We start from the raw sequence: 16663 nt of genomic DNA, 5'->3' as shown, positions 1-16663 counted from the left end.
GGGGCGTTGTGGACGCAGCCGGGGGCTCACTCGGCCGGCTGGAAGCCCTCGATGAGTGGGCGCAGCCCGAGCGCCGCGCCGGCCAGGATCGAAAGCAGCGTCACGGGCGCGCTGACCGCGAGAACCGAAAACGCCGAGACGCCCTGACCGACAGAGCAGCCCATGGCGACCACGGCGCCTCCGCCCATCAGCATCGCCCCGAAGATCTGGCGGCGAAGCTCACGCGGATCCTCGCAGGCTTCCCAGCGGAAATGTCCCTTGACGAGGGAGCCGATGAAAGCGCCGGCCCACACCCCGGCGATGGAACCAACCGCGAAGCTGACCGGCCGCGCGCTGCCGGTCATGGCGAAGAGGATCGATTCGCCGACCGGCGCGGAGAAGGAATGCGACTGGACCGGCAGCGCCTCGAAGCCCGTGGTGGCCACCCAGGTCGTGCCCGCCCAGCCCGCGACCACCGCCACGCCCACCATGCCAGCCCAGAAGACCGCAGAGGCGTCGCCGCGCAACTCCCGCGATGCGAGCGCCAGGGCGCAAAGCGCCAGCCCCGCGCCAAGTCCGATCGCCACGGCCGGAACCCCCGTCCACGCCTCGGCAAGCGCGGGGAGCGCGGGCGCGACGCCTGTCACGTCGCGTTGCGGGAAGAGCAGGTCACGCAACGGTGCGAGAGGGCCCATCAGCACCGCATAGGCTGAGACGCCCATCACCAGCACGATGACGAAGCTGCGAAGGTCGCCGCCGCCCAGCCGCGCGATGGCGCCGTAGCCGCAATTCCCGGCGAGTGCCATGCCATAGCCGAAGGCCAGGCCGCCCAGGATGGAGGCGAGCGGCATCCATTCGATCGCGTAGTAGAAGCTGAGCTCGGGGCGCACGATGCCCGCCGCCGTCAGCGCGAAAGTGCCGGTCACGGCCACGCCGATGGCGAGAAGCCACATGTGCATGCGTCGCGCGCTGCCGCCGTAGAGCAGATCCTCGATCGCGCCCAGCGTGCAAAAGCGTCCAAGTCGCGCCGCGAGGCCCAGAAGTATCCCGCCGCCCGCGCCGATCAGCGCGACCGCCCAGCTTTCGGGGATCATCTCAAGCATCCGCATCCTCCCGTCGGGGCAGTATGCAGGCGTGAAGACCGGCGCGCAACGGTCCGGCGGCCGGCCCGGCGCGCCGGGTCAGTCGCCGTCGGCGCAGAAGAGATCGTAGACCGTCTCCAGCATCTTGCGGGGACGGTCGTCGGCGAGACGGTAGTAGATCGCCTTTCCCTCCCGCCGCGGAACGACCAGGCCTTCGAGGCGCAGGCGCGACAGCTGCTGCGACACGGCCGCCTGCCGCGCCGACAGCAATGCCTCCAGCTCGGTCACCGACTTCTCGCCGGTGACCAGATGGCACAGGATCATCAGGCGGCCCTCATGGCTGATCGCCTTGAGGAACGTCGAGGCCGTCTCCGCCTTCTCGACGATGCGGTCGAGCTCGGCCTCGGACATGTCGGACTTGAGAACCGGAAGAGACAACGGGACCTCCTCGACCCTGGCGCGGTCGGCGCGTGGCGCTTTGTCAGAAAGCGATGTCCATCTCGATGGCCGCAATCCCGGCTTCGGCGCATTCGTCGTCGAGCGCGGGCGTCGGAGCGCCGGACACGCCGATGGCGGCCACCATGTCACCTTCGCCCGCGACCACCGTCAGCCCGCCCCCGAGGGCGAGCGCCTCGCTCAGCTGGCGGATGCCGAAGGTGGCCTCGCCGGGCTGGGTCACTTCGGACAGCTCCGTCGTGGGCGTCCCGAAACTCGCCGCCGTCCACGCCTTGCGGTAGGAGGTCTCGTGCACGTGGGCGCCGGCGAACCGGTCGCGCACGAAGACCTGGGGCACGCCGAAGCGGTCGGTCACGGTGACGCCGACCTGGAACCCTTCCGCGCGGCAGTGTTCCAGCGCGGCCGTCGCCATGCGCATGGCGAGTTCGGGCGTGATCGCGCGGAATTCGACGAATGCATCCTGCGCGGCGGCGGGCAGCCCCGTCCCCGCGGCGAGCGCGAGCGCGCATACCGTTCTTTTCATTGTCCGTCTCCTCCCTCGTTGAAATCCGTGTGATCTTCCAGCATCCGGCCGAGAAGCCCCCAGAAGAAATCCTCTCCCGGATAGCCCTCGATCCGGGCGAGCTCCTCGCCGTCTTCCACCAGGATGAAGGTCGGGGTGAAGACGGCGGGCCGGTCGAACGTCACGCCCTCCGGCGCGCCCTCGCGCAGTTGCACGCGCACCAGGGGCGCAAAACGGCCCTCGGCGGTCTTGGGATACTCCGGCGCGACCTGGTCATGCCACGCCTCGCAATAGCTGCATCCCGGCTGTTCGACCATGACAAGCTCTGCCGCGCGGCCGCCGTCGAAGCCGGGAAGGCAGGCGAGGGCCGCCGCAATGAGAAATCGCTGTACGCGCATGTATACCGTAGATTGACGCCAAGCTGTCACTCAACGTATTCTGAATATGTGAATGGATCAAGGAGCGGCGATGCTCGAGATTTCCTTTGCAGGCGCTGCGCTCGCCGGTCTGCTTTCGTTCTTCACGCCCTGCATCCTGCCCATGGTGCCGTTCTACCTGAGTTACATGGCGGGCATCTCCATGACCGAACTGCGCGGGAACGACGAGATCCCGCCGGGCGCGCAGCGGCGGCTCGTCCTCAGCGCCGTGATGTTCGCGCTGGGCGTCACGACCATCTTCGTGCTGCTGGGCATGGGCGCCACCGCGGTGGGAGAGGCGTTCGCGCAGTGGCGCCAGCCGCTTTCCTACGTGGCGGCGGCGATCCTGGCGGTGTTCGGCCTGCATTTCCTCGGCGTCATCCGAATCGGGTTTCTCTATCGCGAGGCGCGCCTGGAAAGTGGCGCGGAGCCCTCGACCATGCTGGGCGCCTATCTGATGGGTCTGGCCTTCGGCTTCGGCTGGACGCCCTGCGTGGGCCCGGCGCTCGCCTCGATCCTGATGATCGCGAGCGGCATGGGCGACATCTTCCGCGGCGGGCTGCTGCTTCTGGTCTACGGCCTTGCCATGACCGCGCCCTTCATCGTCGCGGCGCTTTTCGCGCGGCCCTTTCTCGCCTGGGTTCAGCGGCACAGGAACAAGATGCAATATGTCGAGAAGGCGATGGGCGGCATGCTGATCGTTTTCGCGGTACTCATCGCCACGAACACGGTAAACTGGATCGCGAACTGGATGATCGAGGCCTTTCCCGGCTTCACGAGCCTCGGGTGAGGTCCGCAGCGACGTCAACGATGACAGGGAGGAGATGCGGATGACGGGACTTGCGACACGGGCGATGGGTGCGCTGGCGGGGGTGCTGCTGGCGCTGCCGGCGGCGGCGGCCAATGTCGGCGACGACGGGCTGCACAAGACGGCGTGGATGCGCGACACCTTCAAGGACCTGCGCGAGGATCTGGAGGAGGCCAACGCCGAGGGCAAGCGCTTCGCGATCATCTTCGAGCAGCGTGGCTGCATCTACTGCACCAAGATGCACGAGGACGTCTTTCCGCGTCCCGAGATCGCCGAGTACATCGACGAGAACTTCTTCGTCGTGCAGCTCAACCTGCATGGCGCGGTCGAGGTGACCGACTTCGACGGCGAGACGCGGACGGAGCGCGAGATGGCGCGCAAGTGGGGGATTCTCTTCACGCCCACGCTGATGTTCCTGCCCGAGGAGGTTCCCGAGGACGCCACCGCCCCCGAAGCGGCGGTCGTCACCATGCCGGGGGCCTTCGCGGCGGGAACCACGCTCGACATGCTCACATGGGTCAACGAGAAGCGCTACGAGCTTGACGGGGATGAAGATTTTCAACGCTATCACGCGCGCCGCATCCAGGAACGCAACGACGGGAGCGCCGACTGACCGCGAACGTTGTTCCGAATAATTCACTTCTGTGAATTTGATATTGCGTCACAGGGTCGCGGTGGCCTACGGTATACAGTGCTATCGGCGTGACGCTGACGGGATAGCCATGGGAGGGAATATGAAACTTACGCAGAACTTGATGGCTGGGGTCGCTTTCGCCGCGCTTGCCGGGGCCGCCTCGGCGGCAGACGTCGTTGCGCCCGGGGAAGTGACTTTCGGCGAATACGGCGCGGTGGAAACTTCGCTGACGGGCACGAAGGGCGATCCCGCGCGCGGTGCCGAGATCATGGTCACCAAGTCGCAGGGCAACTGCATCTCCTGCCACATGGTCACGGCGCTGAATGAAGCGCCCTTCCATGGCGAGGTGGGCCCGCCGCTCGACGGCGTCGGCGACCGCTGGGGGCCGGCGGAGCTTCGCGGCCTGCTCGTGGATGCGAAGAAGACCTACGAGGGCACAATCATGCCGGGCTACTACAAGACGACCGGCTTCACCCGTCCGGGCCAGGGCTTCACCAAGAAGCCCGCCGAGGAACCGCTTCCGCCGCTCCTGAGCGCGCAGGAAGTCGAGGACGTGGTCGCATTCCTGTCGACGCTCAAGTACGAGTGATCGGGGCGACCGGGAACCATCAGAGGAGAATTAGGATGGACTTCACCAGACGTGAAACCCTGGCGCTCGGGGCGGGGGCCGCGGCCCTCACCGTGCTGCCGGCCAGCGCCTTCGCGGCGACCGTGGACGAGCTCATCGCGGAGTTCACCGGCGGCGCGGATGTCGCCGACGGCGGCGTGACGCTGAACGCCCCCGAGATCGCCGAGAACGGCAACACGGTTCCGATCGAGGTCGCGGCCGACGGTGCGGCATCGATCATGGTGCTGGCCGCGGGCAACCCGACCCCGCCCGTCGCCACCTTCCATTTCGGCCCGCTGGCCGGCGCGAGCCGCGCGAGCACGCGGATCCGCCTTGCGGGCACCCAGGACGTCGTTGCGGTGGCCAAGATGGCTGACGGTTCCTTCGCCCGCACCTCGAAGGAAGTGAAAGTTACCATCGGCGGCTGCGGCGGCTGAGAGATCAGGAGACAAGACAGATGGCAGAAAACGTCAAACCGCGTGTCCGCGTCCCGCGCTCGGCTTCGGCCGGCGAAGTGGCCACGATCAAGACTCTCATCAGCCACAAGATGGAGTCGGGCCAGCGCAAGGACAGCGAGGGCAACACGATCCCGCGCTCGATCATCAATCGCTTCACGTGCGACTTCAACGGCCAGAACGTGATCGACGTCACCATGGAGCCCGCGATCTCGACCAACCCCTATTTCGAGTTCGAGGCGACTATCCCGGAGACGGGCGAGTTCACCTTCACATGGTACGACGACGACGGCTCCGTCTACGAGGACGTGCAGTCCGTCGAGGTCAGCTGAAGCCGAAGTGCGAAAGGCTGCCCCGCGCGCGGCGCGGGGCGGAACCCAAGGGAGGAACAGGGATGAGATACAAGGCACTGACGGCTGCGGCGGCACTCGCGATCGCGTTTCCCACGCTGGGGGCGGCCGATCCCGACGCGAACCTGATCATCAACGGCGAGATTGAAATGGTCACCGAGACGGCCGCGCCGGACCATCTGAAGGGTCATCTGCGCTCGATCCGCTCGGGCTGGACATTCCGGACGGAAGAGACCCAGGCGCTCCAGATGGACGATTTCGACAACCCGGGGATGATCTTCGTCGACCAGGGACGCGACTCGTGGAACGCCGTCGAAGGCGACGCGGGCCAGTCCTGCGCCAGCTGCCACGAAGAGCCGGAATCGCTCCGCGGGCTTCGCGCATCGTTGCCGAAATGGAACGAGGAAAAGGGCAAGGTCTACACGGCCGAGATGTACATCAACGACTGCCGGACCGAGCGCATGGGCGCGGAAGCCTGGGGTTGGGACAGTCAGCCGATGAAGAACATGACAGCGCTGATCGCGTCGGTGTCCCGCGGCATGACGGTCGACGTCGCCATCGACGGGCCCGTCGAGGACACGTGGGAGCGTGGCAAGGAGATCTACTACACCCGCTACGGCCAGCTCGAACTTGCCTGCGCGAACTGCCACGAGGACAACTACGACAACTACATCCGCGCCGACCACCTCAGCCAGGGGCAGACCAACGGCTTCCCGGTCTACCGGCTGAAGCAGGCCAACCTCGTGTCGCAGCACAACCGTTTCAACGGCTGCATCCGCGACACGCGCGGCGTGCCCTACGACGTTGGCAGCGACGATTTCGTCGCACTGCAGCTATACGTCGCCTCGCGCGGCAACGGCCTTTCGGTCGAGGGACCGTCGGTCCGCAACTAAGCGTAAGCGGCAAGGCTTGAAAAACGCATATCCCCTCCCGTGCGCGGGAGGGGGCATGTCACCCTTTATCCCCGAGAACACCAACGGAGCGTCACCCAGATGATTTCCCGCCGCGACTTCCTGCAGGCCAGCATGGCCGCCTCGGCCCTTGTCGGCGCGTCCGGTTTCGGCAACTGGTCCAGGCTCGCCGCGCAGCAGGCGCTGACGCAGGACCAGCTGCTGGACTTCGACACGTTCGGAAACGTGACGCTGATCCACGTCACCGACATCCACGCCCAGCTCAAGCCGATCTATTTCCGCGAACCGGAGGTCAACATCGGCGTTGGCCCCAACAAGGGAGAGGTGCCGCACATCACCGGCGCCGAGTTCCGCAGGCTTTACGGCATCGAGGATGGCAGCCCGTCGCACTACGCGCTGACCTACGACGATTTCGTTTCGCTCGCGCGCAGCTATGGCCGGATGGGCGGCATGGACCGCGTGTCCACGGTGGTGAACGCGATCCGGGGCGACCGGCCGGAGGCGCTTCTGCTCGACGGCGGCGACACCTGGCATGGCAGCTACACCTGCTATCACACCGAAGGCCAGGACATGGTCAACGTGATGAACGCGCTGCGGCCCGACGCGATGACCTTCCACTGGGAGTTCACGCTCGGCCAGGAGCGCGTGCGCGACCTGGTCGAGGGGCTGCCCTTCGCGGCGCTTGGCCAGAACATCTTCGACGCGATGTGGGACGAGCCGGCGGCGGAATTCGCGCCCTACCAGATGTTCGAGCGCGGCGGCGTGAACATCGCGGTGATCGGCCAGGCGTTCCCCTACATGCCGATCGCCAACCCGGGCTGGATGTTCCCCGACTACAGTTTCGGCATCCGCGACCAGCACATGCAGGAGATGGTGGACGAGGTCCGCGCCCAGGGGGCGGAGCTTGTCGTGGTTCTCAGCCACAATGGCTTCGACGTGGACAAGAAGATGGCCGGCCAGGTGTCCGGCATCGACGTGATCCTGACCGGCCACACGCATGATGCGCTGCCCGAGCCCGTGCTCGTGGGCGACACGATCCTGATCGCCTCCGGCTCCAACGGGAAGTTCGTCAGCCGGGTCGATCTCGACGTGCGCGACGGGCAGATGATGGGTTTCCGCCACAAGCTCATTCCCATCTTCTCCGACGTGATCCAGCCCGACCCGGAGATGACCGCGCTGGTGGACGAACAGCGCGCGCCCTTCGAGACGCAGCTCTCCGAGGTGATCGGCCAGACCGAAAGCCTGCTCTACCGGCGCGGCAACTTCAACGGCACCTGGGACGACCTGATCTGCGAGGCGCTGCTCGAACAGCGCGACGCGGAGATCGCCATGTCGCCCGGCGTGCGCTGGGGGCCGTCGCTGATCCCGGGCCAGGATATCACCCGCGAGGATAGCTGGAACGTGACCTCGATGACCTACCCGAACGCCTACCGCACCGAGATGACCGGCGAATTCCTCAAGGTCGTGCTGGAGGACGTGGGCGACAACCTGTTCAACCCCGACCCCTACTACCAGCAGGGCGGGGACATGGTGCGCCTCGGCGGCCTCGGCTACCGCATCGACGTCTCCAAGCCGCAGGGCGAGCGCATCTCCGAGATGACGCTGCTCAAGACCGGCGAGCCGATCGATCCGGCGCGGTCCTATGTCGTCGCGGGCTGGGCGAGCGTCAACGAGGGGACAGAGGGCCCGCCGATCTGGGATGTCGTGGAAGATCACGTTCGCCAGAAGGGGACCGTGAAGGTAGAGCCCAACACCTCCGTCACGGTGACCGGCACCTGACGGTGCCGGCCCGTCGACGGTACAAGAATTTGCCTGTCGAATTCACAAAAGCGAATTCGATGATCTGAGAGGAGCAATGGAGAGATGACGACCAGCTTCAAGGGACCGAAGCCATCGCGCCGGCAGTTCCTGACCGGCGCCGCGGCGGCCGGGGCAGGGGCCGTGGCGGCGAAGGCCGGACATGCCGCCAGCCCCAACCCGCTCATCACCGACGTGCAGCCCTGGGCGTCGGGCTGGGGCGATCCGGTAGACGCCACGCCCTACGGGATGCCGATCAAGTTCGAGGATCACGTGATCCGCCGCAACGTGGAGTGGCTGACCGCCGACACGATCAGCTCGATCAACTTCACGCCGATCCACGCGCTCGACGGCACGATCACGCCGCAGGGCTGTGCGTTCGAGCGGCACCATTCGGGCGCGATCGAGCTGGCCAAGCCGGATTACCGGCTGATGATCAACGGCCTCGTGGATACGCCGCTTGTCTTCTCCTACGAGGATCTCGAGCGCTTCCCGCGCGAGAATCATGTCTATTTCTGCGAATGCGCGGCCAACACGGGCATGGAGTGGGCCGGCGCGCAGCTTAACGGCGCGCAGTACACCCACGGCATGATCCACAACATGGAATATACCGGCGTGCCGCTGCGCACGCTGCTGCAGGAGGCCGGTCTCGACGCCGCGGGCGATCTGTCCGACAAGTGGGTCTTCGTCGAGGGCGCTGACGCCTCCTCGAACGGCCGCTCCATCCCGATGGACAAGGCGCTGGACGACGTTCTCGTGGCCTTCAAGGCCAACGGCGAGGCGCTCAGGAAGGAGCACGGCTACCCCGTGCGCCTCGTGGTGCCGGGCTGGGAAGGCAACATGTGGGTGAAGTGGCTGCGCCGCGTGGAGGTCATGGACGGCCCCGTGGAAAGCCGCGAGGAGACGTCGAAATACACCGACGTTCTCGAGGACGGGACCGCGCGCAAGTGGACCTGGGTGATGGACGCGAAATCGGTCATCACCTCGCCGAGCCCGCAGATGCCGATCACGCACGGCGCCGGGCCGCTCGTCATCACCGGCATGGCGTGGTCGGGTCACGGCCGCATCACCCGCGTCGACGTCTCGAAGGATGGCGGCAAGACGTGGGAGACCGCGCGGCTCGCCAAGCAGGGCGATCCGAAGGCGCTGACCCGCTTCTACCTCGACACCAACTGGGACGGCGAGGAGATGCTGCTCCAGTCCCGCGCAATGGACGAGACGGGCTACGTCCAGCCCACCAAGGCGCAGCTGCGCGAGGTGCGCGGGCTGAACTCGATCTACCACAACAACTGTATCCAGACCTGGCACGTGAAGCCGAACGGGGAGGCCGAAAATGTCGAAGTCTCTTAAGCTTACCGGAACGGCGCTCGCGGGCACCGCGGTCGTGCTCATCGCGGCCCACAACTTCGCGGACCGGTTCGTGAGCCCGATGCCCACCGACGCGCCGCGTCTTTCGGCCGGGCCGTCGAATCCGGATCTTGGCTTCATGGTTGCCGCCGCACAGGCGGACGAGGCGGCCCATGACGGCAGGTACGGGATCGGGCGCCCCGCCGCGCCCGAGGAACTGGCGGCATGGGACGTCGACGTGCGTCCCGACGGCCAGGGCCTTCCGCCGGGCTCCGGCTCGGTCATGGAAGGCGAGGAGGCTTACCTGACCAATTGCGCGGCCTGCCACGGCGACTTCGCCGAGGGGCTTGGCAACTGGCCGCCGCTTTCGGGTGGCGAGGGCACGCTGGCGAACGAGGATCCGGTCAAGACCATCGGCAGCTACTGGCCGTATCTCTCGACCGTGTGGGACTACGTCCACCGGTCCATGCCCTACGGCAACGCCCAGTCGCTCAGCACCGACGAGGTCTACGCGATCACGGCGTACCTGCTCTACTCGAACTTCCTCGTGGAAGACGACTTCGTGCTCACGAACGAGAACTTCGCCGAGATCGAGATGCCGAACGCAGACGGGTTCATCATCGATGACAGGCCGGAGACCGAGTACACGATCTGGCGGACCGAGCCTTGCATGGAAAACTGCAAGGACGAGGCCGAGATCACGTTGCGGGCCACGGATCTTGGCGTGACGCCCGTGGATCCCGAGCAGGAGGAAGCCGCGGCCCAGACCGGGACGGGATCTTCGGGTGAAGAAACAGTGGACACGGCGGCCGTCGCCGAGGACACTGGGGACATGACCGAGACCGCACCGGAGGCAGAGACCGCCGCGATGGAGATCGACATGGCCCTCGCCGAGGACGGGGAAAGCGTGTTCCGCCAATGCCAGGCCTGCCACCAGGTGGGCGAGGACGCGCAGAACCGCACAGGTCCGCATCTCAACGACCTCTTCGGGCGCGAGATGGGCGGCATCGATGGCTTCCGCTACTCCAACACCCTGCTCGAGATGGGCGAAGAGGGCGGCGTCTGGAACGAGGAGACGCTGGCGAAGTTCCTGGCCAATCCGCGAGAGTACGTCCAGCGCACCAAGATGGCCTTCGCGGGCCTCAGGAACGACGAGGACATCGCTGCCGTCACCGAGTATCTCAAGACCTATTCGGAGAATTGATGACGCAAGGGCCGCTTCTTTCGATAACGCTTTTCGCCGCGACGCTTCTTGCGACCGGTGTCCATGCGGAGGAAGAAACGCGCCCGATCGGCGATGCAGACAGTGGCGCCACGCTTTTCGCGCGCCACTGCGCAAGTTGTCATCAGGTCGGGGCCGGTGCGGAGAACCGCATCGGCCCCCATCTCAACAACATCTTCGGCCGCAAGGCCGGAGAGATCGCGGATTACCGCTATTCCGAGGGGCTGGCGCGCATGGGGGCCGACGGGCTCGTGTGGACGTTCGACACCCTCGATCCGTATCTGGAAAATCCCCGCGCGCTCGTGTCCCGGACGCGCATGAACTTCGCCGGGCTGGATGCGCCGGAGGACCGCGCGGATGTGCTCGCCTATCTGCGGGTCTATTCCGCGGATCCGGCCAACATCCCCGAGGCCGAACCCACCGCGCTGCCGCGCGAAGTGGACCTGCCGCCGGAAACCCTCGAGATTGTCGGCGATCCGGCCTACGGAGAATATCTGTCATCCGAGTGTACGACCTGTCACCGGCGCGACGGGGCCGACGAAGGCATCCCCGCGATCACCGGCTGGCCGGAAGAGGATTTCGTCGTGGCGATGCACGCCTACAAGCGCAAGATCCGGCCGCATCCGGTGATGCAGATGATGGCCGGGCGCTTGTCCGACGAGGAGATCGCGGCACTTGCCGCGTATTTCGCCGAGGCGGAGTGAACCGCCCGGCGACACGCCAAGGGAGGAGACCTCATGACACTCAACAGACGTGCCTTCATCGGCACCGGCGCCGCGGCCGCGGCGTCGCTCTACGCGCCGGCCGTGCTGGGACAGGGCAAGCCCCGTGTGCTCGTGGTGGGCGGCGGCGCGGGCGGCGCCACGGCCGCGCGCTACATCGCCAAGGACAGCGACGGCGCGATCGATGTGACGCTGATCGAGCCTGCGCGCAGCTACTACACCTGCTTCTTCTCGAACCTCTACATCGGCGGGTTCCGCGAGTATGACAGCCTCGCGCACTCCTACGACAAGCTCGCCAGCGACTATGGCATCAACGTCGTGCACGACTGGGCCGTGGGCGTGGACCGCGACGCCAAGACCGTCGCGCTCGCGAGCGGCGCGTCGCTGCCTTACGACAAGCTGATCCTGAGCCCCGGCATCGATTTTGTCGATGGCTCCGTCCCGGGCTGGAGCATCGACGACCAGGACACGATGCCCCATGCCTACAAGGGCGGCACCCAGGCCGCGCTGCTGAAATCCCAGGTGGAGGCCATGCCCGAGGGCGGGCTCTACGCCATGGTGGCGCCGCCCAACCCCTACCGCTGCCCGCCCGGCCCCTATGAGCGGGTCTCGATGGTGGCGCATCTGCTGAAGGCACAGAACCCGACGGCCAAGATCCTGATCGTGGACCCGAAGGCGAACTTCTCCAAGCAGGCGCTCTTCGAGGAGGGCTGGCAGAAGCACTATCCCGGCATGATCTCGCGGATCGGGCCCGATTTCGGCGGCGACAACGTCGAGGTGAACCCCGCCGAGATGACGGGCAACATCGACGGCATGGTGGAGCAGGTCGACGCGGGCAACGTCATCCCCGCGCAGCAGGCCGGCCGGATCTGCCACGAGGCGGGCCTGACCGAAGGGAACTGGGCGCCGGTCTCGGGCCACACGATGGTCTCGCGCCTCGACGAGGACGTGCATATCCTCGGCGATGCGACCGACCAGGGCGACATGCCGAAATCGGGCTACTCGGCCAACAGCCAGGCCAAGGTGGCGGCGATGGCGATCCGCGGCGCGCTCACCGGGGCGACCGTGTTCCCCGCCAAGTTCTCCAACACCTGCTGGTCGCTCATCGACACCGACGACGGCGTGAAGGTGGGCGCGACCTACGAGGCGACGGACGAGAAGATCGCCAAGGTCGACGGCTTCATCAGTGACACGGGCGAACCCGCCGATCTGCGCCGCCAGACCTACGAGGAAAGCCTCGGCTGGTATTCCGGCATCACGACCGACATGTTCGGCTGAACCGCCTTGTGCGGCATGCGGGGGCCGTCCTTCGGGGCGGCCCCTCGTCGTTTCAGGCCGCGGGTCGGCCGATCCCGTCCAGCAGCGAAGGGATGCGCGCCCTGAAGCTGGAGAAGCCCTGCGTGGCATGGGGCCAAGCCGCGGCGTCGTAGGGGCGCAGGATGCGGATCACGTCCCGCCCTGCCAGCGCATCGGCGGCGGGTCCCACGGGCGGGTAGGGCGTGACGACCTGCTCTATCCCGTTCGCGGCCGCCCATTCCGCGATGTCGTCGGCGCAGGAAAGACGCGTCACCGGGCCGAGCCTTGCCGCCCACCGCGCGGTGGCGTCGTCGATCGCGCCCTCCACGAAGGCAAGCAGATGGGGCGCGACGGCGAGCGGCGAAAGCCCGTCGACCGAACTGAGCACCGCCGTCGCCCGCGGCGCGAGCCCCGCCTCGAAAAGGGAGCCGGGCGCAAGGTCTTCCTCGGTAAGCAGAAGCCCCGTGGCCCGGCCCGGATCCCAGCGGCCGCTTTCGGGCACGGGGCGCGGCGGCGGGGCCGGCGGACCCTCGAGCGCAGGCGCCGCGGCGGCGAGCCCTTCGGGCCGGAAGCGGCCGCCGGTGCATTTCTCGATGTTCCCGGGACGCGCGAGATACGTCCTGCCCGGCGTCTGGAGCCCTGCGACCCACCGCCATCCAAGCGTGTTGGAGGCCGGGTCGCCGTCGAGCAGGTGGCGCAGGAAGACATCGGCGCCAAGCTCCCACGGAAGGCGCAGCGTGAAGATCCAGATCGAGGCGAACCACATCCGCGCGTGATTGTGCAGATAGCCCGTCGTGGCGAGCTCCCGCGCCCAGGCGTCGAAGCAGTCGATGCCGGTTGCGCCGCGGCAGGCGGCCGCCCAGTCCTGGCGAAGGCCCGCCTCGGTCTGCACGCGGTCGAGTGCACGCAAGAGGCCCGCGCGGTAGCTCGTCCAGACCGCCGGGCGCCTTTCCAGCCAGCCTTTCCAGTACGCGCGCCAGAACACCTCCTCCACGAATTTGCGGGCCGCGACCGGCGAATGCCGCCCGAGCACGGAGGCAAGCAGTTCCTCCTCGGTCACGAGCCTGCGGCGCAGCCACGGCGACAACCCCGAGACATGGTCGTGCCCGCCGGGGCCCAGATCCAGATTGCGCCGCCGCGCATAGTCCGTGCCAGCGCGCGGGACGAAGCGCGCGAGCCGCGCGAGGCCGGCCGCCCGGGCTGGTGGAAACAGGGTGAGTGCCTGCATGATCGGACCCTCCACGACCGGCAGAGAGCTAATGCCCGGGCCGCGCGGATCAAACGCCCGTGCCGGAGCCGTGCCGCCCCTTGCAGCCCCCCCGGTGCAACACTAAGACTCCCACAGACCGACGACGCCACGACGTCCCAGCACACAAGGCAGGCAGGCCCAGATGACCGATCCCTTCGAGACATACATGAATACCCTGGTTCCGATGGTGGTCGAGCAGACCAGCCGGGGCGAGCGCGCATACGATATCTTCTCGCGGCTCCTGAAGGAGCGCATCATCTTCGTTTCCGGGCCCGTGCATGACGGGATGTCCAGCCTCATCGTGGCGCAGCTGCTCCACCTCGAGGCGGAAAACCCGTCCAAGGAAATCTCGATGTACATCAACAGCCCGGGCGGCGTGGTGACCTCGGGGCTCTCGATCTACGACACCATGCAGTACATCAAGCCCAAGGTGTCCACGCTGGTGATCGGGCAGGCGGCCTCGATGGGCTCGCTCCTGCTTGCCGCGGGCGCGCCCGGCATGCGCTTCTCGCTGCCAAACAGCCGGATCATGGTGCATCAGCCCTCGGGCGGCTATCAAGGCCAGGCGACGGACATCATGATCCACGCCGAGGAAACGCTGAAGCTCAAGCGCCGGCTGAACGACATCTATGTCCACCACACCGGGCAGACGCTCAAGAAGATCGAAACCGCCCTCGAGCGCGACTATTTCATGTCGCCCGAGGACGCGAAGGAATGGGGCATCATCGACGAGATCGTTCAGAAGCGCGCCGAGACCGAGACGGACGCCTGATCGTTAACCGTCTCTGTTCCGAAGGCGAACCGGCCGGAAATTTGGCGTTGTGGCCGGTGGGTGGCTGACCTAAGCTGCTCCGACAGGAAGGCCGAAGCCGCGGCCCGCCGCGGCGCCCGAAAAAGACACAGCGGCCCGAAAGGTGTGATATGGCGACGAACTCCGGCGGCGACAGCAAGAACACGCTATACTGCTCGTTCTGCGGCAAGAGCCAGCACGAGGTGCGCAAACTGATCGCGGGGCCGACGGTGTTCATCTGCGATGAATGCGTCGAACTCTGCATGGACATCATCCGCGAGGAGACGAAGGGCGGCGGGCTGAAAAGCACCGACGGCGTTCCGACCCCGCGCGAGATTTCCGACGTGCTCGATGATTACGTGATCGGCCAGGCCATGGCCAAGCGCGTGCTCGCCGTGGCGGTGCACAACCACTACAAGCGCCTCGACCACGCGGCCAAATCCGGCGACATTGAACTCAGCAAGTCCAACATCCTGCTGATCGGCCCCACCGGCTGCGGCAAGACGCTGCTTGCCCAGACGCTCGCCCGCATCCTCGACGTGCCGTTCACCATGGCCGACGCCACCACGCTCACCGAGGCGGGCTATGTCGGCGAGGACGTCGAGAACATCATTCTGAAACTCCTTCAGGCCAGCGAGTACAACGTCGAGCGGGCGCAGCGCGGCATCGTCTACATCGACGAGGTGGACAAGATCACGCGCAAGTCGGAAAACCCCTCGATCACGCGCGACGTGTCGGGCGAGGGCGTGCAACAGGCCTTGCTGAAGCTCATGGAAGGCACGGTGGCGTCCGTGCCGCCGCAGGGCGGGCGCAAGCATCCGCAGCAGGAATTTCTGCAGGTGGACACGACGAACATCCTGTTCATCTGCGGCGGGGCCTTCGCGGGGCTCGACAAGATCATCGCACAGCGCGGCAAGGGCTCGGCGATGGGCTTCGGGGCCGATGTGCGCGCCCCGGACGAGCGCGGCGTGGGAGAGATCTTCACGGCGCTCGAGCCCGAGGATCTGCTGAAATTCGGCCTGATCCCCGAATTCGTCGGCCGTCTGCCGGTCATCGCCACGCTCGAGGATCTGGACGAGGATGCGCTGGTGACGATCTTGACCCAGCCGAAGAACGCGCTCGTCAAGCAGTATCAGCGGCTCTTCGAGCTCGAGGACGTGCAACTCACCTTCACGGACGAGGCGCTCCAGGCGATCGCCAAGCGCGCGATCCGCCGCAAGACGGGGGCGCGGGGTCTGCGGTCCATCCTCGAGGACATCCTGCTCGACACCATGTTCGAGCTCCCCGGCATGGACTCCGTCACCGAGGTCGTGGGCAACGAAGAGGCGGCGACCTCCGACGCCAAACCGCTGATGATCTACGCCGACCAGAAGAAGGAAGGCGCGAGCGCCGGCTGAGGCCGGGAGAACGCGCAGACCGGATCCAAGATCGGAACGGCCATCGACCGCGGTGGCGTGCGCATGGCGCTTTCAGCGATATGCGGTGCCTGTGTCGGATGCTCCGGCCCCTCTTCGCGGCGGCCGAAGCGGTTCGGCGCGGCGATCCTGTGGCGCCGCGGCACGTGGCTTTTGCCGGCATCGTGAATGCCGCGCGGCGCACCACTGGACCTTGCCTGCGCGCTGGTCCATATGGAACGGGTGATATCCGGAGGCGTCGATGGGCATCCTTAGTTTCCTGAACCGATCGGTCACCTGGTGGAATGGCCAGACGCTTGGCACGCAGTTCTTCACCTGGCGTCATGGCGAGCGGGTGGGCGAGGATACGCAGGGCAACGCGTTCTACCGCAACCGCGACGACAGCCGCCGCTGGGTGGTGTTCAACGGCGAAGCCGAGGCAAGCCGCGTGGACCCGGACTGGCATGGATGGTTGCACCGCACATGGGACGAGCCGCCGACCGACCGGCCGCTGCCTCACAAGCCGTGGGAAAAACCCCATCAGGAGAATCTCACCGGCACGCCGCTTGCCTATGCGCCGCCAGGCTCGATCCGCCGCGTCGCGCCGGACGAGCAGCGCGACTACGAGCCCTGGACCCCGGAGTAG

General features: G+C 66.7%; 19 protein-coding genes. 14 read left to right on the top strand and 5 right to left on the bottom strand.

From position 1 onward, the window contains the following. Positions 1 to 26: 26 nt before the first annotated feature. The 4 genes from AB6A65_RS14910 to AB6A65_RS14895 all read right to left on the bottom strand — a co-directional run bounded on the left by AB6A65_RS14910 (position 27) and on the right by AB6A65_RS14895 (position 2417). Positions 27 to 1082, bottom strand: a complete 1056-nt coding sequence (locus AB6A65_RS14910) for a YeeE/YedE family protein (protein WP_371039186.1) — start codon at positions 1080 to 1082, stop codon at positions 27 to 29. A gap of 78 nt (positions 1083 to 1160) precedes the next feature. Next, positions 1161 to 1472: an ArsR/SmtB family transcription factor gene (locus tag AB6A65_RS14905; protein WP_371039223.1), complete on the bottom strand. Its 312-nt coding sequence runs from the start codon at positions 1470 to 1472 to the stop codon at positions 1161 to 1163. 70 nt (positions 1473 to 1542) lie between these two features. Further along, entirely contained in the window at positions 1543 to 2040 is a 498-nt protein-coding gene (locus AB6A65_RS14900; RefSeq protein WP_371039185.1) for a heme-binding protein, read from the bottom strand. Continuing rightward, on the bottom strand, positions 2037 to 2417 hold the full coding sequence (locus tag AB6A65_RS14895; protein WP_371039184.1) for a thioredoxin family protein: 381 nt from the start codon (positions 2415 to 2417) through the stop codon (positions 2037 to 2039). Before AB6A65_RS14895 ends, AB6A65_RS14900 begins: the two co-directional genes overlap by 4 nt. A 70-nt stretch (positions 2418 to 2487) precedes the next feature. Between AB6A65_RS14895 and AB6A65_RS14890 the strand changes: the two genes are divergently transcribed. The 11 genes from AB6A65_RS14890 (at position 2488) to AB6A65_RS14840 (ending at position 12566) form a co-directional block, all read left to right on the top strand. Further along, complete coding sequence (locus tag AB6A65_RS14890) at positions 2488 to 3225, top strand: cytochrome c biogenesis CcdA family protein (protein ID WP_371039183.1); 738 nt, start codon at positions 2488 to 2490, stop codon at positions 3223 to 3225. 64 nt (positions 3226 to 3289) lie between these two features. After that, a complete protein-coding gene (locus tag AB6A65_RS14885) occupies positions 3290 to 3856 on the top strand; it encodes a thioredoxin family protein (RefSeq protein ID WP_371039222.1) in 567 nt (188 codons plus the stop codon). Positions 3857 to 3998: 142 nt separating this feature from the next. Further along, positions 3999 to 4466 carry a sulfur oxidation c-type cytochrome SoxX gene (gene soxX, locus AB6A65_RS14880; protein WP_371039182.1) on the top strand — a complete coding sequence of 156 codons (468 nt, stop codon included), beginning with the start codon at positions 3999 to 4001 and terminating at the stop codon, positions 4464 to 4466. Between the two features lie 35 nt (positions 4467 to 4501). Then, positions 4502 to 4921, top strand: a complete 420-nt coding sequence (soxY, locus tag AB6A65_RS14875) for a thiosulfate oxidation carrier protein SoxY (protein ID WP_371039181.1) — start codon at positions 4502 to 4504, stop codon at positions 4919 to 4921. 20 nt (positions 4922 to 4941) lie between these two features. Further along, the gene (gene soxZ / locus AB6A65_RS14870; protein WP_371039180.1) at positions 4942 to 5271 is read left to right on the top strand and encodes a thiosulfate oxidation carrier complex protein SoxZ; all 330 of its coding nucleotides are present in this window, start codon (positions 4942 to 4944) and stop codon (positions 5269 to 5271) included. Between the two features lie 62 nt (positions 5272 to 5333). Continuing rightward, complete coding sequence (gene soxA / locus AB6A65_RS14865; protein ID WP_371039179.1) at positions 5334 to 6182, top strand: sulfur oxidation c-type cytochrome SoxA; 849 nt, start codon at positions 5334 to 5336, stop codon at positions 6180 to 6182. Positions 6183 to 6281: 99 nt separating this feature from the next. Next, positions 6282 to 7979, top strand: coding sequence for a thiosulfohydrolase SoxB (gene soxB, locus AB6A65_RS14860; RefSeq protein ID WP_371039178.1), 1698 nt, complete (start codon positions 6282 to 6284; stop codon positions 7977 to 7979). A gap of 84 nt (positions 7980 to 8063) precedes the next feature. Continuing rightward, positions 8064 to 9347, top strand: a complete 1284-nt coding sequence (soxC, locus tag AB6A65_RS14855) for a sulfite dehydrogenase (protein ID WP_371039177.1) — start codon at positions 8064 to 8066, stop codon at positions 9345 to 9347. Continuing rightward, complete coding sequence (locus AB6A65_RS14850) at positions 9331 to 10548, top strand: c-type cytochrome (protein ID WP_371039176.1); 1218 nt, start codon at positions 9331 to 9333, stop codon at positions 10546 to 10548. The genes soxC and AB6A65_RS14850 overlap by 17 nt, the downstream gene beginning before the upstream one ends. After that, complete coding sequence (locus AB6A65_RS14845) at positions 10548 to 11270, top strand: c-type cytochrome (protein ID WP_371039175.1); 723 nt, start codon at positions 10548 to 10550, stop codon at positions 11268 to 11270. The genes AB6A65_RS14850 and AB6A65_RS14845 overlap by 1 nt, the downstream gene beginning before the upstream one ends. A 33-nt stretch (positions 11271 to 11303) precedes the next feature. Then, the gene (locus AB6A65_RS14840) at positions 11304 to 12566 is read left to right on the top strand and encodes an FCSD flavin-binding domain-containing protein (RefSeq protein WP_371039174.1); all 1263 of its coding nucleotides are present in this window, start codon (positions 11304 to 11306) and stop codon (positions 12564 to 12566) included. 52 nt (positions 12567 to 12618) lie between these two features. Here the strand turns inward: AB6A65_RS14840 and AB6A65_RS14835 are convergent, their stop codons facing one another. Beyond that, entirely contained in the window at positions 12619 to 13812 is a 1194-nt protein-coding gene (locus AB6A65_RS14835; protein WP_371039173.1) for an FAD-binding domain-containing protein, read from the bottom strand. A 163-nt stretch (positions 13813 to 13975) separates the two neighbouring features. On the opposite strand from AB6A65_RS14835, the gene AB6A65_RS14830 reads away from it, so the two are divergent. The 3 genes from AB6A65_RS14830 to AB6A65_RS14820 all read left to right on the top strand — a co-directional run bounded on the left by AB6A65_RS14830 (position 13976) and on the right by AB6A65_RS14820 (position 16663). Next, positions 13976 to 14605 carry an ATP-dependent Clp protease proteolytic subunit gene (locus AB6A65_RS14830; RefSeq protein ID WP_371039172.1) on the top strand — a complete coding sequence of 210 codons (630 nt, stop codon included), beginning with the start codon at positions 13976 to 13978 and terminating at the stop codon, positions 14603 to 14605. A gap of 149 nt (positions 14606 to 14754) precedes the next feature. Next, a complete protein-coding gene (gene clpX, locus AB6A65_RS14825; protein ID WP_371039171.1) occupies positions 14755 to 16020 on the top strand; it encodes an ATP-dependent Clp protease ATP-binding subunit ClpX in 1266 nt (421 codons plus the stop codon). A gap of 259 nt (positions 16021 to 16279) precedes the next feature. Next, entirely contained in the window at positions 16280 to 16663 is a 384-nt protein-coding gene (locus AB6A65_RS14820) for an NADH:ubiquinone oxidoreductase subunit NDUFA12 (protein WP_371039170.1), read from the top strand.

Origin of the sequence: Rhodosalinus sp. FB01 (genome assembly GCF_041365715.1) — a bacterium.
Lineage (GTDB): Bacteria > Pseudomonadota > Alphaproteobacteria > Rhodobacterales > Rhodobacteraceae > Rhodosalinus.
This window is presented reverse-complemented; position numbering and strand designations above follow the sequence as displayed.